Here is a 23,510-nt window from a genome sequence, read left to right as displayed (position 1 = left end):
CGCACTCGGCGTAGGCCCATGGCCCCGGGGAGTCCCGGGACCGGAAGAACCTACGAAAGCAGGAGTGATTCGCGTGGATCGTGTCGCGCTGCGCGGCCTCAAGGCTCGCGGGCACCACGGCGTCTTCCCCCGGGAGCGCGAGGAGGGCCAGACTTTCATCGTCGACCTGGTGCTGCACCTCGACACCCGCCCTGCGGCGGCCGGAGACGACCTGGCGAAGACCGTGCACTACGGGGTCGTCGCCGAGGAGGTCGTCGACGTGGTCCAGGGAGAGCCGGTCGACCTGATCGAAACCCTTGCCGAGCGGATCGCCCAGCAGTGCCTCAAGCACGAAGCGGTGGCTGAGGTGGAGGTCGTCGTCCACAAGCCGGACGCGCCCATCACCGTCCCCTTCGACGACGTGACCATCACGATCACCCGGAGCCGCGCATGAACAACGGACTGAACGCACAGAGCGACCCCACCGTCCAGCCGGTACCCGCCTCGGTCGTCGAGAAGGTCGACGCGGCGGACGTCACCCTGTCCAACCCCAAATGGGCCGTGATCGCGCTCGGCGCGAACCTCGGCAACCGGCTGGAGACCCTGCAGGGCGCCATCGACGCCCTCGGCGACACCCCGGGCCTGCGGGTCAAGGCCGTCTCCCCCGTCTACGAGACCGAGCCGTGGGGCGTCGAGCCCGGCTCGCAGCCCGCGTACTTCAACGCGGTCGTCAAGGTGCGGACCACACTGCCCCCGTCCTCGCTCCTGGAGCGCGGCCAGGCCATCGAAGAGGCCTTCGACCGCGTCCGCGAGGAACGCTGGGGCCCCCGCACGATCGACGTCGACATCATCTCGTACGCCGAGGTGGTCTCCGAGGACCCCGTCCTCACCCTCCCGCACCCGCGCGCCCACCAGCGCGCCTTCGTGCTGGCCCCCTGGCACGACATCGACCCCGAGGCCCAGCTCCCGGGCCACGGCGGCGTCGACGCGCTCCTGGCCGGAATCGGCCGCACCGGCATCACGCCGCGCCCCGACCTGGAACTCCGCCTGCCCGAGTAATCGTTACCCTGTGGACTGCCTGACGGATCAGTGCGGAAAGCGGGGAACGGGCACGTGAAGCAACTGAGGCCGGGGGTTCTGGCGGGGATCTTCGTCGTCGCCGGGATCCTGTCCTGGGCGGGTGCCCGCCTGTGGAACGCGTACGGCACCCTGCCGGGCGTTCCGCTGGCCGCGCCGATCGTGCTGGGCGTCATCGCCGCGATCCTGCTCGCGACGGCACTGTCGATGCGCTCCCGCCTCAAGGCCCAGCGCGAGCGGCGGCCGGGGGCCAAGGGCGTGGAGCCGCTGATGGCGGCCCGCGCGGTGGTCTTCGGCCAGGCGAGCGCCCTGGTCGCGGCCCTCGTCGCGGGCGCGTACGGCGGCGTGGGCGTCTTCCTGCTGACCGACTCCCTCGACGTCCCCGCCCGCCGCGACCAGGCCTGGTACGCCGCCTTCTCGGTCCTGGCGGGCGCGGCGGTCATCGCCGCCGCCCTCTTCCTGGAACACGTCCTGAAGCTCCCGGAGGACGACGACCCGGGCAAAGCCCCCGCGACGGCCGCCTAGGCCGTCCGGGCGGCTCCCAGCCGTCAGCGGGCCATGATCAGGGACATCGCCTCGTTGCGGGTGGCGGGGTCGCGGAGCTGGCCGCGGACCGCCGAGGTGATGGTCTTCGCGCCGGGCTTGCGGACGCCGCGCATGGTCATGCACATGTGCTCGCACTCGATGACCACGATGGCCCCGCGCGGGTCCAGGATCTCCATCAGGGAGTCCGCTATCTGCGTGGTCAGCCGCTCCTGCACCTGGGGGCGGCGGGCGAACACGTCCACCAGGCGGGCCAGCTTCGACAGGCCGGTGATCTTGCCGTCGGTGGACGGTATGTAGCCGACGTGGGCCACGCCGTGGAACGGGACCAGATGATGCTCACACGAACTCATGACCTCGATGTCCTTCACCAGGACCATCTCGTCGTGGCCGAGGTCGAACGTCGTCGTCAGGACTTCTTCGGGCTTCTGGTAGAGGCCGGCGAATATCTCCTTGTACGCCCGCGCCACGCGCGCCGGGGTCTCCAGAAGGCCCTCGCGGTCCGGGTCCTCGCCGACCGCGATGAGGAGCTCACGGACCGCCGCCTCGGCGCGCTTCTCGTCGAACACGCCGATCGTGCCCTCGTCGCCGGTCAGGGTCACTGGGTCCGTCATTGCTTCCTCGTTCCTGTGAAAAGTGCCGCGCCCCCCAGGCTAGAACCTGGGGGGCGCGGCTTCCATTCCGGGTGGATCAGACTTCGGGGCGGTCCTCAGGAGCCACCTCGATGCCCTTCTCCGTGGAGACCGGCGTGACGGCGGTGGTCGCCGATGTGCCGTTCGCCGAGTTCGTCAGCTGGAGCTCCTTGGGAGAGAGCACCGGCGGACGGGTGGAGGGGGTGCGGCGGGAGGAGCCGGTCCACGCGGGGCGGGCCGGACGCTTCACGATCGTGGAGAAGATCTCGGCGATCTGCTCCTTGTTCAGCGTTTCCTTCTCCAGCAGCGCGAGGACCAGGTTGTCGAGAACGTCGCGGTTCTCGACGAGGATCTCCCAGGCCTCGTTGTGCGCGGTCTCGATGAGCTTCTTGACCTCTTCGTCGACCAGCGCCGCGACCTCCTCCGAGTAGTCCCGGGGGTGCGCCATCTCGCGGCCCAGGAACGGCTCGGTGTTGTCGCCGCCGAACTTGATCGCACCGAGACGCTCGGTCATGCCGTACTGCGTGACCATGGCCCGCGCCGTGGCGGTGGCCTTCTCGATGTCGTTCGCCGCGCCCGTGGTCGGGTCGTGGAAGACCAGTTCCTCGGCCGCGCGCCCGCCCAGCATGTAGGCCAGCTGGTCGAGCATCTCGTTGCGCGTGGTCGAGTACTTGTCCTCGTCGGGCAGGACCATGGTGTAGCCCAGTGCCCGGCCGCGGGACAGGATCGTGATCTTGTGGACCGGGTCGGAGTTCGGGGAAGCCGCCGCGACCAGGGCGTGTCCGCCCTCGTGGTACGCGGTGATCTTCTTTTCCCGGTCCGACATGATCCGGGTCCGCTTCTGCGGGCCCGCCACGACGCGGTCGATCGCCTCGTCCAGCGAGTGGTTGTCGATCAGCTTCTTGTCCGAGCGGGCCGTGAGGAGCGCGGCCTCGTTCAGGACGTTGGAGAGATCGGCACCGGTGAAGCCGGGCGTACGACGGGCGACTGCGCCCAGGTCGACGTCCGGGGCGACCGGCTTGCCCTTCTGGTGAACCTTGAGGATCTCCAGACGGCCCTGCATGTCGGGACGGTCGACCGCGATCTGCCGGTCGAAGCGGCCCGGGCGCAGGAGCGCCGGGTCGAGGATGTCGGGACGGTTCGTGGCGGCGATCAGGATGACCCCGCCCTTCACGTCGAAGCCGTCCATCTCGACCAGCAGCTGGTTGAGGGTCTGCTCGCGCTCGTCGTGACCGCCGCCGAGACCCGCACCGCGGTGCCGGCCGACGGCGTCGATCTCGTCGACGAAGACGATCGCCGGGGCGTTGGCCTTGGCCTGCTCGAACAGGTCGCGGACACGCGAGGCACCGACACCGACGAACATCTCGACGAAGTCGGAACCGGAGATCGAGTAGAAGGGGACACCGGCCTCGCCCGCGACGGCTCGCGCGAGCAGGGTCTTACCGGTGCCGGGCGGGCCGTACAGCAGCACGCCCTTGGGGATCTTGGCGCCGACGGCCTGGAACTTCGCCGGCTCCTGGAGGAACTCCTTGATCTCGTGGAGTTCCTCGACGGCCTCGTCCGCGCCCGCCACATCGGAGAACGTGGTCTTCGGGGTGTCCTTGGTGATGAGCTTGGCCTTGGACTTCCCGAAGTTCATGACCCGGGAGCCGCCGCCCTGCATCTGGTTCATCAGGAACAGGAAGACCACGACGATGAGGACGAAGGGCAGGAGCGAGAGCAGCACGCTCAGGAACGGGCTGGTCTTGTCCGGAGTGACGGAGTACCCGTCCGGGATCTGACCGGCTTCGTACTTGGTCTGGAGGTTCTGGGCGAGCTGGACGCCCTGATCCCCGATGTAGTTGGCCTGGAACTTGGTGCCGTCGTGCTTGCCGAGCTTCTGGCCTTGGGCCAGCTCGATCTTGATCATCTGGCTGTCGCCGGTGGTCAGCTTCGCTGTCTCCACCTGGCCACTGTTGATCGCCTTGATGACCTCGCTGGTGTCCACCGACTTGTAGCCGCCGCCGGAGCCGACGACATTCATCAACACGACCACGGCGAGGACGGCCAGCACGATCCACATGACCGGCCCACGGAAGTATCGCTTCACGTCCATCCATACGGGGCGCCAGGCACCCCGTCCCTCCTGCCCGTAGGTAAATGCTGCTGTGAGTAAAGACTGTTCTTCGGAATGTACCCCTGTATTGTCACCCGCGGCCTCGTGGGACGGCTGACAGACCCGCCTTCCCCTGCTCCAACGGCGGGAATCGTTCCAGGGTTCCCCTGTCGGGGCAGCCGGTTCGGCCGCCCCCGTCGAGGACTGTCTCAGCCGCCGTAGACGTGCGGGGCGAGCGTGCCGACGAACGGCAGGTTGCGGTACTTCTCCGCGTAGTCGAGGCCGTAGCCGACGACGAACTCGTTCGGGATGTCGAAGCCGACCCACTTCACGTCGATCGCGACCTTCGCGGCGTCGGGCTTGCGCAGCAGCGTGACGACCTCGAGGGAGGCCGGCTGGCGCGAGCCCAGGTTCGACAGCAGCCAGGACAGCGTCAGGCCGGAGTCGATGATGTCCTCGACGATCAGGACGTGCTTGTCCTTGATGTCGGTGTCCAGGTCCTTGAGGATCCGTACCACTCCGGAGGACTGGGTCCCGGCGCCGTACGAGGACACCGCCATCCAGTCCATGGTGAGCGGGGTGGACAAGGCACGCGCCAGGTCCGCCATCACCATCACCGCGCCCTTGAGGACGCCGACGATGAGCAGGTCCTTGCCCGCGTACTCCGCGTCGATCTTCACGGCCAGCTCGGCCAGCTTCGCGTCGATCTCTTCCTTGGTGATGAGCACCGACTGGAGGTCGTCGCCCATGTCCTTCTCGTCCACCCGCATCACTTTCGTTGTCGACCGGGGCTCCGGGGATGCCCCCGGAGGACTCAGCCGTGTTTCAGCACCAATCAGCCCTGCCGGATGACCAGTCTGCCACCCTGCCGCTGGGCCTCGACCCGGCCGGGCAGGTTGATGGCGCCCTGACCGCGCCATCCGGTGATGAGGCGGTCGACTTCCTCGATGTGGCGGGCGAAGAGGGAGCCCGCGGGGGAACCGGCGGCGACCACGGCCCTGCGCAGCACCCGGCGGCGGACGGCGGGGGGCAGGGCGTACAGCTTGGCGCACTCCAGACGGCCGTCCTCGTCCCGTACGCCGGTCTCCGCCTCGGCGGCCCAGGCGTCCAGGGCGTCGGCGTCGTCGCGGGAGAGCTGGGCGGTGCGGGCCAGTGCCTCGACGACCCCCTTGCCCAGCGCCTTCTCCAGGGCGGGCAGTCCCTCGTGGCGCAGGCGGGAGCGGGTGTAGGCGGGGTCGATGTTGTGCGGGTCGTCCCAGACGGGGAGGGACTGGACCATGCAGGCCTTGCGGGCGGTCTGCCGGTCGACCTGGAGGAAGGGGCGGCGGTAGCGGTGGCTGCGGCCCGAGAGCCCGGGACCGCCCGAGACTTCCGGCATCCCGGACAGGGAGCGGATGCCGGAGCCGCGGGCGAGGCCCAGCAGGACGGTTTCGGCTTGATCGTCCCGGGTGTGGCCGAGCAGCACGGCGGTGGCGCCCAGCCGGTCGGCGGCCTCGTCCAGGGCGCCGTAGCGGGCGTCGCGTGCGGCGGCCTCGGGTCCGCCGTCGCGGCCGACGCGCACGGCGACGGACTCCACCGGGTCGAGGCCGAGGGCGGACATGCGGATGACGACCTCGGCGGCGCGGAGGTCGGAGCCGGGCTGGAGCCCGTGGTCGACGGTGATGCCGCCGGCCCGGATGCCGAGTTTGGGTGCCTCGAAGGCCAGGGCGGACGCGAGCGCCATGGAGTCGGCGCCGCCGGAGCAGGCGACGAGGACGAGTGGCGGGTTGCCGGCCGGGGTGTGGGGGGCGGCGCCGGGGGCCCGCCGGGACGGAGTGCGGGGGTGGTCGGTGAGATCGGTGAGGACGTCGTGGAGTGCGCGGCGGACCGCCAGGCGTATCGCCGCGACCGCAGGATGGGGACCCATGTCCGGTGCCCTTCGATGGAGTTCGGATGCCTCGGAGGCTTCGGGGTGTGGAGCGTTGGGGGGTGGAGCGTCGGGGGTGCTGTCGGGCGGCCCCCGCAGGGGCGGGTATGTCACTCAGAGTGCGTCGATGGTGACAGAGCCGAGCCGTTCCCCGAGCATCGCACGCCCTTCCACGGCCCACGGTCCCTCGGACGGGTGATGCTGCTTCCCCCAAGGAGACATGTTTACGCCCCCTGCGTCACGCCTATTCGCTCTCTTCGCTCCCCTTGCGGTGCACTCGGGCCACCCAGTCCGCCGGCCTGGCGATCTCGGCCTTGGTCGGCAATGTGTTCGGGGAGGTCCAGACCCGGTTGAAGCCGTCCATGCCGACCTGGCCGACGACGGCGCGCACGAAGCGCTCGCCGTCGCGGTACTGGCGCAGCTTGGCGTCGAGGCCGAGGACCTTGCGCAGGGCGGCGTCGAGGCGGCCGGCGCCGCTGGCCCGGCGCTGCTGGAACTTTTCGCGGATCTCGGCGACCGAGGGCACCACCTGGGGGCCGACCCCGTCCATCACGAAGTCGGCGTGGCCCTCCAGCAGGGACATGACGGCGGTCAGCCGGCCCAGCACCTCCCGCTGCTCGGGGGTCTGCACGATCTCGACGAGGGAGCGGCCCTCGTCGCCCCGCTCGGCGTCGGGGCGGGCGCCCGCGAAGGACTGGGCGGCCTCGCGCAGGCGCTCGAGGACGGTCATCGGGTCCACTTCGGTGGCGCCGAGAAACGTCTGGATTTCGCCTTCGAGATGGTCGCGGAGCCACGGGACGGCCGTGAACTGGGTACGGTGCGTCTCCTCGTGCAGGCAGACCCACAGCCGGAAGTCGTGCGGGGTCACGTCCAGCTCGCGCTCGACGTGCACGATGTTCGGGGCGACGAGCAGCAGCCGGCCGCCGCCGGCGGTGGAGCCGGGCAGCTCGCGGGAGACCGGCGCGAAGGTCTCGTACTGGCCGAGGACCCGGGAGGCCAGGAAGCTCAGCAGCATGCCCAGCTCGACGCCGGTGACCTTGCCGCCGACCGCGCCGAAGACGGTCGCGCCGGGGGTGCCCGCGCGGCGGTCCTGCATCTTGCCGAGGAGCGGCTGGAGCAGCTGCCGGAAGCCGGCCACGTTGGCCTTGACCCAGCCGGCCCGGTCGACGACCAGGACCGGGGTGTCGTTGATTACGGTCCCGTCGGGGATCATCCGGGTGAACTCGCGTACGTGCCGTTCCGAGGTCCTGGCGTGTCCGCGCAGCTCGGCGACGACGGCCCGGGCCTCGTCCCGGCTGACCTCCGGGCCGGGCCGCACCAGCCGGGTCGCGGTCGCCACCGCGAGGTTCCAGTCGACCATCTCCGCACCACCGATGCTCGTCATGCGTCAACCGTACGTGGACCGGCCCGCGGGCGGACCCCTTACGGCGTGGCCGCGACCGCGGCGGCCAGCTTGTCGAGGCTCTTCTCGGCGGCCGGGCCGTCCGCGCTGTTGGCGGTCAGGAAGGCGAAGGCCAGGAGGCGGCCGGAGCGGTCGACGACGGTGCCCGCGAGGGAGTTCACGCCGGTCAGGGTGCCCGTCTTGGCGCGGAGCAGGCCGGCGGCCGGGGAGCTGCCTGCGTTGCGGCCGCGCAGGGTCCCGGTGAATCCGGCGACGGGCAGGCCCGTGAGGACGGGCCGCAGCTCGGGCCGCTGCGGGTCGGCGGCCTTGGTGAGCAGGCCCGTCAGAAGGCCGCTGCTGACCTTGTCGGCCCGGTTGAGTCCGCTGCCGTCGGCGAAGCGGGAGCCGGAGACGTCGACGCCGAGGGCGGCGAGCTTGGCGGTGACGGCCTTCTCGCCGCCTTCGAAGCTGGCGGGCAGGCCGGAGGCGAGGGCGGTCTGCCGGGCGAGGGCCTCGGCGATGTCGTTGTCGCTGTTGGTCAGCATCCGCTCGACGAGGCCGGCCAGCGGGGTGGAGAGGGTGGCCGCCAGCGGCTGGGCGTCGGCGGGCGCCTTGGCCCGGGCGGGTTCGCCGGTGACCTTGATGCCGCGCTCGGCCAGCAGGGCGGCGAAGGCGCGGGCGGCGTCCCCGGAGGGTTCGCCGGTGCGCGCCACGGGCCCGGAGGTGGAGTCGTCGGGGCGGCCCTCGTCGGCCGTCAGGGCGGTGACGGGAGCGATGTTGGGGTTGTCGCCGATCGGGTGGCGGACGGGCCCGGTGTACAGGCTGTCGTCGTAGCCCACGCTCACGCTGTCGGTGCCGGCGGCCTTGAGCGCCCGGGCGGTGTCGGCGGCGAGGGCGACGAGGCTGCCGCCCGATCCGGCGGGGCTCTTCTTCTTGGCGGTGAGGGAGGGGTCGCCGCCGCCGAGGAGGAGGATCTGTCCGGGAGCGGCGCCGGGCACGACGGCGGTCCGGATCCGGTGCTCGGGCCCCAGGGCGGCCAGCGCCGCCGCTGCCGTGGCGATCTTGATGGTGGAGGCGGGGGTCATCGCGTCCCGCGCGCCCGACTCGTAGAGCACCTGCCCGGTGGCGGTGTCGACGACGGAGGCGGTACGGACGGTGCCGAGCGCGGGGTCGGCGAGCAGCGGCCGCAGCACGGCGGCGAGGCCCTCGGGGGCGGCCGCCGCCTGGCGCGGGGCGCCGGGGCCGATCGCGCCGAGCACCCCGGGGGCGCTGGGAGCGGCCTGCGGGAAGGATCCGGAGCCGGGGCCGTCACCGTGATCTGCGCCACCCGTAGGGCCCCAGGAGGCGGCCCTGTCCCGCTCGGCCTTACGCTGGCCGGAGTCCCATGGACCGGCGGCGGTCACCACTGCCACCGACAGGGCGAGGCCGGCGGCGGCCGAGCCCGCGATGAGCTGCCACGTCTTGATCAATGGCACCTCGGACCAGCCCCTTTCGCGATCACACATATGCGTGAGGGACACTTAACCACTGCGTCTTGCCGCGAGCATGGCACCCCACCCGGCTGGGGGTACCTCCCAGCGGTAGCTGGGAGGCTGGGCCGGACGCGCGCGTATTTGAATCAAGTGCGGTCTCGAAGCATTCGGACTGCTGAAGCTGATCATGGAGGAGCAGGACGTGGAGTTCGACGTCACCATCGAGATCCCCAAGGGTTCGCGGAACAAGTACGAGGTGGACCACGAGACCGGCCGGATCCGTCTGGACCGTCGCCTCTTCACCTCGACCAGCTACCCGGCCGACTACGGCTTCGTCGAGAACACCCTCGGCGAGGACGGCGACCCGCTGGACGCGCTGGTCATCCTTGACGAGCCGACCTTCCCGGGCTGCCTGATCAAGTGCCGCGCCATCGGCATGTTCCGCATGACGGACGAGGCGGGCGGCGACGACAAGCTGCTGTGCGTGCCGGCCTCCGACCCGCGTGTCGAGCACCTGCGCGACATCCACCACGTCTCCGAGTTCGACCGCCTGGAGATCCAGCACTTCTTCGAGGTCTACAAGGACCTGGAGCCGGGCAAGTCGGTCGAGGGTGCGAACTGGGTCGGCCGCACCGAGGCCGAGGCCGAGATCGAGGCCTCGTACAAGCGCCTCGAGGCGCAGGGCGGCCACCACTGACGCTGCTTCGGCAGCAGGTGACTTCGCGGGCGGTACCCCTTGTGGGGTGCCGCCCGCCGTGCGTTCGGAGCCGGCTGCGTGTGCGCGGGGAGGAAACGGTTCCGCATACTGATACCGCCGGTGATCACTGAGTGGAGGACGCGTGGCGGAGGCCGACGGGGCCGAGGACAGGAAGCCCCAGTCCGACGAGGCGCACAGCGCCTTCACGCCGCCGCCCGGGATGGAGCCCGAGGCACCGGAGGACGATCAGCCGACCTCGGAGTTCGCGCTCCCGGCGGGCGCTGAGCCGGTGCAGCCCGAGCCTGAGGAGGGCTCGGCCTTCGCGACCCCGGCCACCTACCGCGCGGCGCACTCGCCGTCGGCCTACACCCCGGGCCAGGGCTTCCCCGTCGTCCGGATGAAGGAGTCCCCCTGGCAGGACCGGATGCGCACGATGCTGCGCATGCCGGTGGACGTACGGCCCGTACCGGACCTCGTGCAGCGGCATACCGAGACCGGGCCCGCCGTGGGCCGCGTGCTCGACCTGACCCTGCGCATCGGCGAGCTCCTGCTCGCGGGCGGCGAGGGCGCCGAGGACGTGGAGGCCGCGATGTTCGCGGTGACCCGCTCCTACGGGCTGGACCGCTGCGAGCCCACCGTCACCTTCACCCTGCTGTCGATCACCCACCAGCCCTCGCTGGTGGACGACCCGGTGTCGGCGAACCGGACCGTGCGCCGCCGCGGCACCGACTACAACCGGCTCTCGGCCGTCTACCAGCTGGTGGACGACATCAGCGCCCACGAGATCGACGTCTCGCTGGAGGAGGCCTACCGGCGCCTCGCCGAGATCCGCCGCAACCGCCACCCGTACCCCGGCTGGATGCTCACCGCCTCCGCCGGACTGCTCGCCGGGGCCGCCTCCACCCTGGTCGGCGGCGGGGTGCTGGTGTTCTTCGCGGCGGCGCTCGGGGCGGTCCTCGGCGACCGGCTGGCCTGGCTGTGCGCCGGGCGCGGGCTGCCGGAGTTCTACCAGTTCGTGGTCGCGGCCATGCCGCCCGCCGCGATCGGGGTGGCGCTGAACATGACGGGGATCGACGTCAAGGCCTCCGCCGTGATCACCGGTGGTCTGTTCGCGCTGCTGCCCGGGCGGGCCCTGGTCGCGGCCGTGCAGGACGGGCTGACCGGCTTCTACATCACCGCCTCCGCCCGGCTGCTGGAGGTCATGTACCTCTTCATCGGCATCATCATGGGCGTGCTGGTCGTGCTCTACGTCGGCCTGCAGTTCGACGCCTCCCCGCGGCCGGAGGAGGTCCTCCAGATCCAGCAGCGGCCGCTGATCCAGATCGCCGCCTCGATGGTGCTGGTCTTCACCTTCGCGATCCTGCTCCAGCAGGAACGGTCCACGGTGTTGATCGTGACCCTCAACGGCGGGGTCGCCTGGGTGACCTTCGGAGCCCTGCGCTACGCGGGCGGCATCCCGCCCGTGCCGTCCACCGCCATCGCCGCCGGGCTGGTGGGCCTGTTCGGGCAGCTCTTCTCCCGCTACCGCTTCGCCTCCGCCCTGCCGTACACGACCGCGGCCATCGGCCCGCTGCTGCCGGGTTCGGCGACGTACTACGGGCTGCTCCTGATCGCCGAGGACCGGCTGAACGAGGGCCTCGGCTCGCTGGTGAACGCCGCGGCCATCGCCCTCGCCATCGCGATCGGCGTCAACCTGGGGTCGGAGACCTCCCGGCTGTTCATGCGGATCCCGGGGGCGGCCAGCGCCGCGAAGCGCCGTGCGGCGAAGCGGACGCGAGGGTTCTAGGCACCCGGGGGTACACGTACGCCCCCGCAGGCTCTGGCGGGCCTGCGGGGGCGTACGTGATGGCCGGACCGGCTAGCGCTTCGCGTGGCGGCCGCGCTGGCCCGGGGTCTGACCTTCGGCCTCGAGCGGGGCCTCGGCGGCCTGCGCCTTGTTCTCCTTGCGGGCCTTCAGCACCTCGAAGATCACCGGGATGAGCGAGAGCAGGACGATCAGGACCAGGATCGCCTCGACGTTGGTCTTGATGAATTCGATCTGGCCGAGCCAGTAGCCCGCGATCGTGATGCCCGCGCCCCAGCCGATGCCGCCGATGACGTTGTACGTCAGGAAGGTGCGGTACTTCATCGAGCCGGCGCCCGCGACCATCGGGGCGAAGGTGCGGATGATCGGCACGAAGCGGGCGAGCACGATGGCCTTCGGGCCGTGCTTGTCCATGAACTCGTGCGCCTTGTCCAGGTTCTCCCGCTTGAAGACCTTGGACTTCGGCCGGTTGAAGAGCTTCGGCCCGAAGAACTTGCCGATCATGTAACCGACCTGGTCGCCGATGATCGCGGCGGCCACGATCAGCGTGCAGACCAGCCACAGCGGCTGCTTGATGTACTCGCCGTTGGCGACCAGCAGACCCGCCGTGAACAGCAGCGAGTCGCCGGGCAGGAACGCGAAGAGTCCCGACTCCGCGAAGACGATGACCAGGATGCCGATCAGTCCGAAGTGCGAAATCAGATAGTCCGGGGACAGCCACTCAGGGCCGAGCGCAATCGTGTACACGGGTTCCGGACTCTCCTGGATCGGGGGGCGTGCTGCGGGGCGGGCGGTCTCAATTATCAACGCACACGACCCCCACCCGGTTCCAGAGCCCGGAGGGGGTCGCGTGCGTGACGTTCCGCTTACGCCTTGCGGACCGCGTTGGCCAGGATCGCGTCCCGCACGAACACGGCCAGGCCCGGCCGGACGGCGTCGTAGTAGGCCGTGAACCGCTCGTCCGCGACGTACATCTCACCGAGGCAAGTGTGGATCTCGTACGTGCAGAAGTAGTAGCTGCCGTTGATCCAGCCGCGGTGCTCCTCGGCGAGGTCCATGGCCTCCTCGGACTCGGGGTCCGCGCCCGAGTCGAGCAGGGCGGCGAACCTCCGGTTGATGCCCTCGGCCTGGGCCATGATCCGCTGCCAGTCCTCCTTCGTGTAAGAGGCGGTCCGGCGGGCGGACTCCTTGTACGCGTCGGTGCCGCCCCAGCGCTCCTCGGCCTCGGCGGCGTGCTCGTCGGGGTCGAAGTCCCCGAAGACCTCGAACCGCTCGTCGGGCGTGAGGTTGATGCCCATCTTCTTCGCCTCCATGGCGTGCTCAACGGCCTTGGCCATCTGCTGGAGCCGGGCGATCCGGTCGCTCAGCAGGGCATGCTGCCGGCGCAGATGCTCCCGCGGATCGGTCTCCGGGTCGTCCAGCAGGACCGCGACCTCGTCGAGGGGGAAGCCGAGCTCCCGGTAGAACAGGATCCGCTGCAGCCGGTCCAGGTCGGCGTCGTCGTACCGACGGTGACCCGCGTGGCTGCGGCCGCTCGGCGAGAGCAGACCGATCTCGTCGTAGTGGTGCAGGGTGCGCACCGTCACTCCGGCGAATCCGGCGACCTGGCCCACGGAGTAGCCCATGTCCGCTTCCCTCCTCTTCCCTCCTCGACGTCCGGTTGGGTACGCCCTTCACTGTGGGTCCTCACGCCGCGTGAGGTGCAAGCCCGCCCGGACGGCTACTTGCTCAGCCCCCGGAAGCGGCCCACCGCCAGCGGGAAGAAGACCGCCAGCAGCAGGAGCGGCCAGAGCACGGCCAGCAGGCCGGCGTGCTCGAAGGCCCAGGACGACGACGTCGCCGTCGACGCGGACGCCGCCGCCGGGCTGCCGAACAGGTCACGGACCGCCGTCGCCGTCGCCGACATCGGGTTCCACTCGACCACCGCCCCCAGCCAGCCCGGCATGGACTCCGGGGTGGCGAAGGCGTTGGACAGGAAGCCCACCGGCCACACCAGGATCTGCACCGCCTGCACCATCTCCGGCCGGCCCGCGACCATGCCCAGGTGGATCCCGATCCACAGCATCGCGAAGCGCAGCAGCAGGAGCAACGCGAAGGCCGCCAGGACGGCCGCCGCCGAGCCGTGCCAGCGCCAGCCGAGCAGCAGTCCGACCCCCGCCAGGACGACGAGGCCCACCGCCGACTGGATCATGTCCGCCACGCTGCGGCCGACCAGGACCGCCGAGGAGTACATCGGCATGGCCCGGAAGCGGTCGATCACCCCCTTCTCCAGGTCCCGGGTGACCGCCGTCATGGTCGACTCCAGCCCGAAGGCCATGGTCAGCGCGAGCATCCCGGGCACCAGGAAGTCGACGTACTCGCCGTCGATCCCCCGGCCGCCGCCCACCAGGAAGCCGAACATCAGCAGCAGCATCACCGGGAAGACCAGTCCGACGACCACCTGCACCGGCTGCCGTGCCCAGTGCGCCAGCTCGCGCCGGGTCATCGTCCAGGAGTCCGAGACCGCCCACGTCGCACTCATGCCGCCACCTCCTTCTCCGTACGGCCGGTCCGGTCCGTCAGGTGCAGGAAGACCTCGTCCAGCGTGGGCCGCCGGACCGAGAGGTCCTCCGCCTCGATGCCCGCGTCCTCCAGCGCCCGCAGGGTCAGGGTCAGGCCCGCCATCCGGTCCTTCACCGGGAAGCTGAGCGTCGCGGAGTCCGGGTCCACCGTCGGGTCCGGGAGCAGCGCCGCGGCCTGCGCCAGCCGCGCCGCGTCCCGCAGGACGACGACGATCCGGTCGGCCCCGACCAGGGCCTTCAGTTCGTCCGCCGTGCCCTCCCGCGCCACCCGCCCCGCGTCGATCAGCGCGATGCGGTCGGCCAGCTGGTCGGCCTCCTCCAGGTACTGCGTGGTCAGCAGGACGGTGGTGCCGCCGCCGACCAGGGAGCGGACCGCGCTCCACACCTCGGCGCGGCCGCGCGGGTCGAGTCCGGTGGTCGGCTCGTCCAGGAACAGCACCTCCGGATCCGTGATCAGGGACGCCGCGAGGTCGAGCCGGCGCCGCATTCCGCCGCTGTACTTGTTGACCGCCTTGCGGCCGGTGTCCGCGAGGCCGAAGCGCTCCAGCAGCTCGTCCGCCCGCCGGGCGGCCCGCCGGGCGCCCAGGTGGTACAGGCGGCCGAACATCTCCAGGTTCTGCCGCCCGTCCAGTTCCTCGTCGAGCGCCGCGTGCTGGCCGAGCAGTCCGATCCGGGAGCGGACGGCCGCCGCGCCGGTCCGTACGTCGTGACCCGCCACCCGCACCACGCCCTCGTCGGGGCGCAGCAGGGTGCTCATGATCCGGACTGCCGTGGTCTTGCCGGCCCCGTTGGGGCCGAGCACCGCGTGGACCGTGCCGCGGGCCACCTCCAGGTCGAGCCCGGCCAGGGCGTGCTTGTCGCCGTACCGCTTGTGGACACCTTCGACGAAGATCGCCAACGCGTCGAACCCCTCACTAGTCAAACTTGAATAGCAGCTCGCAAGGTAATGCCCCGAAGTGAGCTAGTCAAATTTGATTACGGACAGGGAGGGTCGGACTGCGCGAACGGGTTCTCCTCGCCGTCCGCCAGGACCCCGACGAACGGCTCGCCGCCCTCGCCGTCGAAGGAGTACGCGCCCCCCTCGATCCGGGCGATCAGGCCCCGCGTCCACTCCGCCTCGGCGTCCGCGGAGTGGACCCACATGTGCATGATCTCGCCGATGTGCCCCAGCTGCCCCGGGCCGGCCTCCGGCGTGTAGTACTCCGTCACCGCCAACCGCCAGCCCGCCAGCTTCGACAGCCGCTCGCCGAGCAGTTCCAGCACCTCGGCCCGCGGCAGATCGACCATGAAGCCGATCGCCGCGGACAGCACGTCCGTCTTCTGGTCGTACGCCGCCAGGGCCTCGCGCAGCAGCTTGAAGTACTCCGCGTTCCCCGCGTCCGTGACCTCGTACTCGGTGCGCGGCGGCCCGCCGGCGGCGCTGGGCGCCACCTCGTGCGCGTGCAGGACTCCCTGCTTCGCCATCTGCTTGAGCGCGTGGTAGATCGATCCGGGCTTGGCGTTGGACCACTCGTGCGCGCCCCAGAACTCGAGGTCGTTGCGCACCTGGTACCCGTGCGCCCGCCCGTGCTGTCGGACGGCGCCGAGGACGAGAAGCCGGATCGCTGACATGGGGCCAGGCTACTAAGCCAGTGGTCAGCCCATGGCCTTGGTCCCGTCGAGGGTCTCGCGGACGATGTCCGCGTGGCCCGCGTGCCGGGCGTACTCCTCCACCAGGTGCAGGAGCAGCCAGCGCATCGAGACCTTGGCGTCCTTCGGGAACCAGGGCGCCGGAGGCAGCGGGAAAACGTCGTCGAGGCTGGGCACGGCCAGGATGAAGGTCTCCAGCTCCCGCGTGACCCCGTCCCAGAAGGCCAGGACGGACGACATGGACTCGCCCTCGGCCAGACTGAAGGCCTCGCCCCAGGCCTCCCGCGAGCGCTGCCGCTCGTTGGGCCGCTGCTGGGCCATCCGCAGCCAGTTGAGCTCGACCTCGGCTGCGTGCTTGAGCAGCCCCGACAGGGACAGCTCGCTGGCGGTGGGACGGCTCGCGGCCTGCTCCTCGCTCAGTCCGAGCGCCGATTCGCGCAGGGCCGCCCGCTGGGCCTCGACGAAGGCGAGGAGCGTGCCGCGCTCGTCGCCGGGGATCTCCATGGAAACCTGAGCCATGATCTACCGCCTTCGGTGTCGGTGTGCTTCCTGCTGACAAGAACCAAGTTACGGAGCCTTGCGGTCAGCTTCTGTCCTCAATGGGCTGTCATTTCGGGGCGTCCTCGGCTTCCGGCCGGAGCACCGGAAGGGCGGTGGCCGGCTGCGGCAGCAGGGCTTTGGAAAGGTCCTGCTTGCCCGTCGGGTCGAGCCCGTACATCGCCTCGTAGATCTTGCGGACCGCCGGTCCCGAGGCGCCCGAGCCGGTGCCGCCCTGGGAGATCGTCATGATGATCGTGTAGTCCTCGGTGTAGGAGGCGAACCACGAGGTGGTCTGCTTGCCCTGGACCTCGGCGGTGCCCGTCTTGGCGTGCATCGGGATCTGCTTCTGCGGCCAGCCGCCGAAGCGCCAGGCGGCGCTGCCCGTGGTGGCCACGCCGGCGAGGGCCTCGTCGATGTTGTCGCGGGTCTTGGCGTCCATCGGCAGCTTGCCCTGCTCCTTCGGCGCGATCTCCTGGACCGACGTGCCGTCGGCGCTGACGATCGCCTTGCCGACGCTGGGCTGGTGGAGCGTGCCGCCGTTGGCGATGGCCGCGTAGACGGAGGCCATCTGGACCGGGGTGACGAGCGTGTCGCCCTGCCCGATCGAGTAGTTGATGGCGTCGCCCTCACGCAGCTGGTTGCCCTGGCGGCAGTTCTCGTAGGCGATCTTCTCGGCGAAGGAGCCGTTCTTCTTGCCGTCCCGGCACCAGGCTTCCTTGTTCGCCTCGAAGAAGTCCTGCTTCCACTTCCGGTCGGGGACCCGTCCGGGCACCTCGTTCGGCAGGTCGATGCCCGTGCGCTTGCCCAGCCCGAACTCGTGGGCGGTCTTGAGGAACCAGTCGCCCGGGTTCTTCTTCGGGTTGATCCCGCCGTCCTTCTTCCACTCCTGGTCCGCGATGGCGTAGTAGACGGTGTCGCAGGAGACTTCCAGGGCCCGGCCGATGGTGATGTCGCCGTGGCCCTGCGACTCGAAGTTGGTGAAGGTCTGGCTGCCGACCGAGTACGAGCTGGGGCAGGGGTAGCGGTTGTTGAACGGGTACCCGGCATTGACCGCGGCGGTCGAGGTGACCACCTTGAAGATGGAGCCCGGCGCCGCCTGGGCCTGGATCGCCCGGTTCAGCAGCGGGTAGTTCGACTCCTTGTCGGTGAGGGCCGCGTAGTCCTTGCCGGAGATGCCGCCCACCCAGGCGTTCGGGTCGTAGGTCGGGTTCGAGGCCATCGCCACGATGCGGCCGGTCTTGGACTCCATCACCACGACCGCGCCCGAGTCCGCCTCGTAGTTCCTGCGGGTGTTCTTGTCGTACGTCTTGCGGGCCTCGATCATCGCGTTGTTCAGCTCGCTCTCGGCGACCGCCTGCACCCGGGAGTCGATCGAGGTCACGACGTTCGAGCCGGGCAGCGCCTTGTCGGTCTCGCCCTGGCCGATGACCCGGCCGAGGTTGTCGACCTCGTAGCGGGTGATGCCCGCCTTGCCGCGCAGCTCCTTGTCGTACGTGCGCTCCAGGCCGGAGCGGCCGACCTGGTCGGAGCGCAGGTAGGGGGAGTCGGAGTTCTTCGCCTTGCCGATCTCCTCGTCGGTGACCGGCGAGAGGTAGCCGAGCACCTGGGAGGTGTTGGCCTCGTCGGGTGCGGCGTAGCGGCGCATGGCGGTGGGCTCGGCGGTGATGCCGGGGAAGTCCTCGGCGTGCTCGTGGATCTGGAGCGCCTGCTCGGTGGTGGCCTCGTCGCTGACCGGGATCGGCTGGTAGGGCGAGCCGTTCCAGCAGGGCTGCGGGGTCTTGGAGTCGCAGAGCCGGACCTTGTCGACGACCTCCTGCGGGTCCATGCCCAGGACTCCCGCGAGGCGGGTGAGCACGTCCTTGCCGCGGTCCTTCATGGTCAGCAGCTCGGTGCGGTTGGCGGACACCACCAGGTGGGTCGCGTTGTCGGCGAGCGGCACCCCGCGCGAGTCCAGGATCGAGCCGCGCACGGCGGGCTGGACCACCCGCTGGACGTGGTTGTTCTTGGCCTCGTCCGTGTACTCCTCGCCATTGCGTATCTGGAGGTACCAGAGCCGTCCGCCCAGGGTGAGCAGAAGCGAGAAGACCACGATCTGGATGACGACGAGCCGGTTCTGGACCCGAGGGGTCCGGCCGGTCTCGGGTATGTTGCTCAACTTGCACTCCCCCGGGCGGCTCCACGTACGCCCGGTTGAGTCTAGAACGGGAAGCGGCTGCGCCCGTGCTGAACCGAGATCCATTTCTGGGTGGTGAAGGCCTCCACGGTGGCCTCACCGTTGAGACGGCCCAGGCCAGAGGCCTTCTCGCCGCCGAAGGCGGCCAGCGGTTCGTCCCCGATCGTGGAGTCGTTGACGTGGATCATCCCCGTCTCTATCCGCTGCGCGAAGCGGACGCCGCGCTCCACGTCCCGCGTGTGCACCGCCCCGCTCAGGCCGTAGGGGGTGGCGTTGGTCAGCCGTACGGCCTCGTCCTCGCCGTCGAAGACCACCAGCAGCGCCACCGGGCCGAAGATCTCCTGGCCCAGCAGCGGCGAGTCCTCGGGGAGGCCGGCCAGTACGGTCGGCTCGACCAGGTTGCCGCGCGTAGAACCCCGTACGAGCGCCTGCGCGCCGGCTTCCACGGCCTGGTCCACCAGCGCGGTCAGGGCGTCGGCCTGGAAGGAGTTGATCAGCGGGCCGATGTGGGTGTCGGCCTCGTGCGGGTCGCCCGTCTTCAGGCCGCGCACGCGGGCGGTGAACTTCTCGGTGAACTCCTCCGCGACGGCGGCGTCGACCAGGATCCGGTTGGCGGCCATGCAGACCTGGCCCTGGTAGACGAAGCGGCTGAAGACTGCCGCGTCCACCGCGTAGTCGAGGTCGGCGTCGTCGAGGACGACGAGTGCGCTGTTGCCGCTGAGCTCCAGGACCGTCCGCTTGAAGTGGCGGGCGGCGACCGCCCCGACGTGCCGGCCCACGCGGTCGGAGCCCGCGAAGGAGATGACCTTGGGGACGGGGTGGGTCAGGAGCGCGTCGCCGATCTCGGCTATGTCGGTGACCAGGACGTTCAGCAGCCCGGCCGGGAGTCCCGCGTCCTCGAAGATCTTGGCGATGACCCCGCCGCCGACCACGGGCGCGTTCTGGTTCGGCTTGATCACCACCGCGTTGCCCAGCGCGAGCGCCGGGGCGACCGACTTCAGGGTGACCAGGAAGGGGAAGTTGAAGGGGCTGATCACGGTGATCACGCCGACCGGGAGGCGCTGGACCCGGTTCTCCTTGCCCTCGACCGGCGAGGCCAGGATGCGGCCCTCGGGGCGGACGGCGAGCTGCATCGCCTCGCGGATGAACTCCTTGGCGAGATGGACCTCGTACTCGGCCTTGGGACGGGTCCCGCCGAGCTCGTCGATCATCGCCTCGATGATCTCCTTCTCGCGCTCCTCGGTGATCCGCAGGGCGCGCTCCAGGACCGCGCGTCTGGTGTAAGGGCTGGTGGCCGCCCATTCGCGCTGGGCGCGCTCGGCGCCGCGGTAGGCCTGGTCCACCTGCTCGACGGTGGCCACCGTGATGGCCGCGAGCTTCTCCCCGTTGTACGGGTTGACGTCGATGATGTCCCACGAACCGGTACCGGCCAGCCATTCGCCGTCGATGTACTGGTGAGCCAGGTCGCTGAATATGGACATGCCATCCCTTACTGCGAGCGCGCACCCGTGCGCTGCACCGGAGACCGATCGGTCGTCATGCACTGATCAGGAGTCATAGTACGTTCGAATCAAGACAGTTGGAGCAGACCGCGGAGAAGATCCCGGGTCCGGTCCGCGTCGGGGCAGTCTGCCTGGAGCCGCTCCATCGCCCGCCCGTACTGCCCCACTTCCTCGTCCTTGTCCAGGTAGAGGGCGCTGGTGAGCTGTTCCAGATAGACGATGTCCTGGAGGTCGGACTCGGGGAAGCGCAGCAGGGTGAAGGCTCCGCTCTCGCCCGCGTGGCCGCCGAAGGAGAAGGGCATCACCTGGAGCTGCACGTTGGGCCGCTGGGAGACCTCGATGAGGTGCTCCAGCTGACCGCGCATGACGTCGCGGTCGCCGTACGGGCGGCGCAGGGCGGCCTCGTCGAGGACGGCGTGGAAGACCGGCGCGTTCTCGGAGACGAGGACCTTCTGGCGCTCCAGGCGCAGCGCGACGCGGCGGTCGATCTCGGCGGGGGTGGCGCCGGGCATGCCGCGGCTGACGACGGCGTGGGCGTAGGCCTCGGTCTGCAACAGGCCGTGGACGAACTGGACTTCATAGATGCGGATGAGCGAGGCCGCGCCCTCCAGACCGATGTACGTCTGGAACCAGCCGGGCAGCACGTCGCCGTAACTGTGCCACCAGCCCGTCGCGTTGGCCTCGCGGACCAGTCCCAGCAGGGACTCGCGCTCGGCGGTGTCCGTGACTCCGTAGAGCGTGAGGAGGTCCTCCACATCTCTGGCCTTGAAGCTCACCCTTCCCAACTCCAAGCGGCTGATCTTCGATTCGGATGCGCGGATCGAGTAGCCGGCCGCCTCACGGGTGATGCCGCGGGATTCTCGGAGTCGCCTGAGCTGGGAGCCCAGGAGGATGCGGCGCACCACAGAACCGCTCGCTTCTGCGGTCACTAGTACTGCCCTCCCCATCGCAATTGGCATGCGTGCGCGCGGGGCCCCCGTACCCCAGGGCCCGCAGTCTGCCACCAAAACGCATCGGCCCGTACTCGTTCTGTAACGGAATCCAGGCTCCTGGAAAAGAAGTCCGTAAGTATGCGTAGGAAGAAATGAGCAAGAACCGTCACGGGAGTGGACAGGTCCGGCGCGTGCACGTGCATCTGCCCTTGCATCCGGCTCTCCCATTCGGAACGATGGTCCCCGCGCACCTGCGTGCTGTTCGCGCCGGCGCCGGACCCACCCCGCAGTTCTCTTTGGACGAGGCCGCCGCTTCGTCCGCGAATCCCGGGAGTGCCTCGCATGGGGACGAATGGATCGACCATGCTCGAGCCGTTACGGCAGGGGCTTCCCCCGGTCGACCCCACGGCTGTCTCCGGGTCCGCGTCCTGCGCCCTGCCCGCCCGGCTGGAAGCCGTGCGCGGAGCACGCACCTTCTGCCGGTCGACGCTGTCCCAGTGGGGTCTCGACGAGCGGTTCGACGATGTCGCCCTCGTAGTCTCCGAGCTCGTCACCAACGCGCTTCGCCATGCCCTGCCTGAGGATTCGCGGGGTGCGGGCGGCGAGGCGGAGCCGGCGGTACGGCTGCACCTGATGCGGTGGAGCACCCGGCTGGTATGCGCGGTGCGCGACCCCAGCGAGGACCGGCCCGGGGGTTCCTTCTCCCCCGAGCGCACGGAGGAGAACTGCGACCTGGAGTCCGGGCGCGGGCTGTTCCTGGTGGACTCGTACAGCGACAGCTGGGGCTGGCACCCGCTCGCGGGCCGGCTGACCGGCAAGGTGGTCTGGGCGCTGTTCCTGCTCCAGGACTGAGCGGGGAGCGAGCGGGGAACGAGCCGGAACCACCCGCCCTGAACACGACAACTGGCCGGGACTGATCTCAGTGATCAGTCCCGGCCAGTGCACGTGCATGGCTTGATGGGGTGCGCCGTTCCGTCAGCCGATCAGGTGATCGAACTCGCCGTCCTTGACGCCCAGGAGCAGGGCCTCTATCTCGGCCGGCGTGTACACGAGCGCCGGGCCGTCCGGAAAGCGCGAGTTGCGCATGGCGACATCGCCGCCGGGCAGTTTCGCGAACTCCACGCAGGATCCCTGCGAGTTGCTGTGTCTGCTCTTCTGCCAGGTCAGCTCAAACATGGAAGCGAGTTCTGCAGCTGCCATCCCGTTGTACGCGTGGTCCACAGGAAGCCCCCGATAGTGCAGATGTCAACTGCACCGGATCATAGCTGTGTTCATTGGCGTATGCATGGGCAGATGCACGTGCACGCGCGGTGCTTCCCTGGTCACAGAGCGGTCCCGGCCGGGGCGGAGCCCCGGTCAGCGCGGTAGCGGTTTGCCTCGGCGGGCCACATGGGCGGCATCCGCGGCCGCCGTGCCGTCCTCCCAGCCCGCGTGGTCGGTGGCGCCGCGCAGCCGGGTCGTCGTGGTCCGCGGGAACATCTCCTCCGCCCGGGAGGTGACCGCCACGTCCCGGGCGACCAGGGCCGGCAGGTTGCCGGGGGCCTCGCTCGCCGTGTGCTCGGCCGTCTCGGCGAGCCGCTGGCCGAGCCTGCTGGCGTACGCGAGCAGGAAGGACTGCCTGAAGGTCTTCGTCCGCTTGCGCCCGCCCGAGCGCTGCGCGGCCTCCGCGCGGGTCATCGCCGCCGTGCCCTGCACGAGCAGCGAGGTGTACAGCAGCTCCACCGCCTCCAGGTCGCTCTCGAAGCCGACCACCGTGGAGAACTCGAAGCCGCTGTTCCACACCGCCCGGCAGCGGTTGGCGGTGGCCACCGCGTCGAGCAGCACCGCCTTGGCCTCCTCGTACGGCGGCTCGACGCCTATCCGGCAGGCGCCGGGCACCTGGGCCGGGCCCTTGCCGCCGGCCGCGAGCAGCGCCTCGTCCACGGTGTGCCGGGCCATCAGCTCCTGGGCCTTGGCGCTGAGCGCCTCCGCCTCCTCGGGGAAGGTGGTCGCCTCCGCCTTCGCGAGCAGCGCGCGGATCCGGCCCAGCATGCGCGGCTCGATGTGCGCGTGCTCCACGAGCGCGTCCGCCGGGTCGCCGGGCAGGGGGCCCACCGGTTCGATCGACGGCAGCCGGATCAGCAGCCGGAACACCTCCAGGAAGGCGGTGGCCAGCGTGAACCGGTCCGTCCGCTCGCGCTGCGCGAGCCGGTCGGCGTACGCCCCGTCCTCGCCCCACCAGACCTCGGCATCGGTCCAGCGCTCGGGGAGCCGGGCGTAGCGGCGCGCCTCGGCGGCGATCAGGTCCCCGGTGATCCGCAGGTGCCGCTCCTCGAGGTCCCGGCGGACCAGCCGGAGCACGTCGGCCGGCTGCCAGCCCCGCTCCCAGCCCTGTCGTACGTACGCCTCCCCGCGCCCCAGCAGCTCCCGGCCGACAGCGGCCCACCGCTCGGTCTCGGCGACCAGCAGCGACGCCCCGGTGTCCAGCCCGGTGTCGTCCTGGGCGTAGAGGGCGGCGGCGAAGGCTCGGTCGACGGTCTCGGCAAGGTCTCTCACACCTCTCAGCTTGGCATGTCCTCCGTGTCCCCTTCCCGGCGGCTGTCAGACC

Annotated in this window: 21 protein-coding genes and 2 pseudogenes; 6 read left to right on the top strand and 17 right to left on the bottom strand. The window is 70.3% G+C overall.

Annotated elements, in window-relative coordinates; genetic code table 11:
- The first annotated feature begins 73 nt into the window (after positions 1 to 73).
- The 3 genes from folB to OHA89_RS20705 are packed head-to-tail and all read left to right on the top strand — an operon-like array spanning position 74 to position 1,581.
- The gene (gene folB / locus OHA89_RS20715) at positions 74 to 433 is read left to right on the top strand and encodes a dihydroneopterin aldolase (RefSeq protein WP_215141595.1); all 360 of its coding nucleotides are present in this window, start codon (positions 74 to 76) and stop codon (positions 431 to 433) included.
- On the top strand, positions 430 to 1,038 hold the full coding sequence (gene folK / locus OHA89_RS20710; protein WP_215141597.1) for a 2-amino-4-hydroxy-6-hydroxymethyldihydropteridine diphosphokinase: 609 nt from the start codon (positions 430 to 432) through the stop codon (positions 1,036 to 1,038). The genes folB and folK overlap by 4 nt, the downstream gene beginning before the upstream one ends.
- 54 nt (positions 1,039 to 1,092) lie before the next feature.
- A complete protein-coding gene (locus tag OHA89_RS20705; protein ID WP_257555657.1) occupies positions 1,093 to 1,581 on the top strand; it encodes a DUF3180 domain-containing protein in 489 nt (162 codons plus the stop codon).
- Positions 1,582 to 1,604: 23 nt separating this feature from the next.
- On the opposite strand, the gene folE is transcribed toward OHA89_RS20705, so the two are convergent.
- From folE to dacB, 6 genes are all read right to left on the bottom strand, one after another.
- On the bottom strand, positions 1,605 to 2,213 hold the full coding sequence (gene folE, locus OHA89_RS20700) for a GTP cyclohydrolase I FolE (protein WP_215141601.1): 609 nt from the start codon (positions 2,211 to 2,213) through the stop codon (positions 1,605 to 1,607).
- Between the two features lie 76 nt (positions 2,214 to 2,289).
- Positions 2,290 to 4,326, bottom strand: a complete 2,037-nt coding sequence (gene ftsH / locus OHA89_RS20695; RefSeq protein ID WP_257555655.1) for an ATP-dependent zinc metalloprotease FtsH — start codon at positions 4,324 to 4,326, stop codon at positions 2,290 to 2,292.
- A 209-nt stretch (positions 4,327 to 4,535) separates the two neighbouring features.
- A complete protein-coding gene (hpt, locus tag OHA89_RS20690) occupies positions 4,536 to 5,096 on the bottom strand; it encodes a hypoxanthine phosphoribosyltransferase (RefSeq protein WP_406366805.1) in 561 nt (186 codons plus the stop codon).
- Positions 5,097 to 5,161: 65 nt separating this feature from the next.
- Positions 5,162 to 6,232 (bottom strand): tRNA lysidine(34) synthetase TilS, encoded by a 1,071-nt coding sequence (gene tilS, locus OHA89_RS20685; protein ID WP_406366803.1) that lies wholly within the window; start codon positions 6,230 to 6,232, stop codon positions 5,162 to 5,164.
- 244 nt (positions 6,233 to 6,476) lie between these two features.
- A complete protein-coding gene (locus OHA89_RS20680) occupies positions 6,477 to 7,616 on the bottom strand; it encodes a zinc-dependent metalloprotease (RefSeq protein ID WP_266609288.1) in 1,140 nt (379 codons plus the stop codon).
- Positions 7,617 to 7,654: 38 nt separating this feature from the next.
- A complete protein-coding gene (gene dacB, locus OHA89_RS20675; protein ID WP_406366801.1) occupies positions 7,655 to 9,118 on the bottom strand; it encodes a D-alanyl-D-alanine carboxypeptidase/D-alanyl-D-alanine-endopeptidase in 1,464 nt (487 codons plus the stop codon).
- 169 nt (positions 9,119 to 9,287) lie between these two features.
- On the opposite strand from dacB, the gene OHA89_RS20670 reads away from it, so the two are divergent.
- Complete coding sequence (locus OHA89_RS20670; RefSeq protein ID WP_008742522.1) at positions 9,288 to 9,782, top strand: inorganic diphosphatase; 495 nt, start codon at positions 9,288 to 9,290, stop codon at positions 9,780 to 9,782.
- Positions 9,783 to 9,924: 142 nt separating this feature from the next.
- Positions 9,925 to 11,568, top strand: coding sequence for a threonine/serine exporter ThrE family protein (locus OHA89_RS20665; RefSeq protein ID WP_406366800.1), 1,644 nt, complete (start codon positions 9,925 to 9,927; stop codon positions 11,566 to 11,568).
- 108 nt (positions 11,569 to 11,676) lie between these two features.
- Here the strand turns inward: OHA89_RS20665 and OHA89_RS20660 are convergent.
- The 9 genes and pseudogenes from OHA89_RS20660 to OHA89_RS20620 all read right to left on the bottom strand — a co-directional run.
- Positions 11,677 to 12,333: pseudogene (locus OHA89_RS20660) on the bottom strand (DedA family protein); the annotation flags it as partial.
- Between the two features lie 119 nt (positions 12,334 to 12,452).
- Complete coding sequence (locus OHA89_RS20655; RefSeq protein ID WP_257555649.1) at positions 12,453 to 13,211, bottom strand: MerR family transcriptional regulator; 759 nt, start codon at positions 13,209 to 13,211, stop codon at positions 12,453 to 12,455.
- 95 nt (positions 13,212 to 13,306) lie between these two features.
- Positions 13,307 to 14,107: an ABC transporter permease gene (locus OHA89_RS20650; RefSeq protein ID WP_266609285.1), complete on the bottom strand. Its 801-nt coding sequence runs from the start codon at positions 14,105 to 14,107 to the stop codon at positions 13,307 to 13,309.
- Positions 14,104 to 15,069, bottom strand: a complete 966-nt coding sequence (locus tag OHA89_RS20645) for an ATP-binding cassette domain-containing protein (RefSeq protein WP_406366798.1) — start codon at positions 15,067 to 15,069, stop codon at positions 14,104 to 14,106. Before OHA89_RS20645 ends, OHA89_RS20650 begins: the two co-directional genes overlap by 4 nt.
- Positions 15,070 to 15,122: 53 nt before the next feature.
- Positions 15,123 to 15,758, bottom strand: a complete 636-nt coding sequence (locus tag OHA89_RS20640) for a PadR family transcriptional regulator (RefSeq protein WP_266609283.1) — start codon at positions 15,756 to 15,758, stop codon at positions 15,123 to 15,125.
- Between the two features lie 24 nt (positions 15,759 to 15,782).
- The gene (locus OHA89_RS20635; protein WP_406366795.1) at positions 15,783 to 16,295 is read right to left on the bottom strand and encodes a DinB family protein; all 513 of its coding nucleotides are present in this window, start codon (positions 16,293 to 16,295) and stop codon (positions 15,783 to 15,785) included.
- Between the two features lie 94 nt (positions 16,296 to 16,389).
- Positions 16,390 to 18,471: pseudogene (gene mrdA / locus OHA89_RS20630) on the bottom strand (penicillin-binding protein 2); the annotation flags it as partial.
- A 41-nt stretch (positions 18,472 to 18,512) separates the two neighbouring features.
- The gene (locus OHA89_RS20625; RefSeq protein WP_215141628.1) at positions 18,513 to 19,970 is read right to left on the bottom strand and encodes an aldehyde dehydrogenase family protein; all 1,458 of its coding nucleotides are present in this window, start codon (positions 19,968 to 19,970) and stop codon (positions 18,513 to 18,515) included.
- Between the two features lie 89 nt (positions 19,971 to 20,059).
- The gene (locus tag OHA89_RS20620) at positions 20,060 to 20,938 is read right to left on the bottom strand and encodes a helix-turn-helix transcriptional regulator (protein WP_215141630.1); all 879 of its coding nucleotides are present in this window, start codon (positions 20,936 to 20,938) and stop codon (positions 20,060 to 20,062) included.
- A 348-nt stretch (positions 20,939 to 21,286) separates the two neighbouring features.
- Between OHA89_RS20620 and OHA89_RS20615 the strand changes: the two genes are divergently transcribed.
- Positions 21,287 to 21,775: an ATP-binding protein gene (locus tag OHA89_RS20615; protein ID WP_406366794.1), complete on the top strand. Its 489-nt coding sequence runs from the start codon at positions 21,287 to 21,289 to the stop codon at positions 21,773 to 21,775.
- Positions 21,776 to 21,898: 123 nt separating this feature from the next.
- On the opposite strand, the gene OHA89_RS20610 is transcribed toward OHA89_RS20615, so the two are convergent.
- Entirely contained in the window at positions 21,899 to 22,144 is a 246-nt protein-coding gene (locus tag OHA89_RS20610) for a DUF397 domain-containing protein (RefSeq protein ID WP_266609281.1), read from the bottom strand.
- A 135-nt stretch (positions 22,145 to 22,279) separates the two neighbouring features.
- Complete coding sequence (locus OHA89_RS20605; protein ID WP_215141634.1) at positions 22,280 to 23,458, bottom strand: DUF2786 domain-containing protein; 1,179 nt, start codon at positions 23,456 to 23,458, stop codon at positions 22,280 to 22,282.
- Between the last annotated feature and the right edge of the window lie 52 nt (positions 23,459 to 23,510).

The sequence above is a fragment of the Streptomyces sp. NBC_01546 genome (assembly GCF_045208355.1).
In the GTDB taxonomy this organism is placed as follows: domain Bacteria; phylum Actinomycetota; class Actinomycetes; order Streptomycetales; family Streptomycetaceae; genus Streptomyces.
This window is presented reverse-complemented; position numbering and strand designations above follow the sequence as displayed.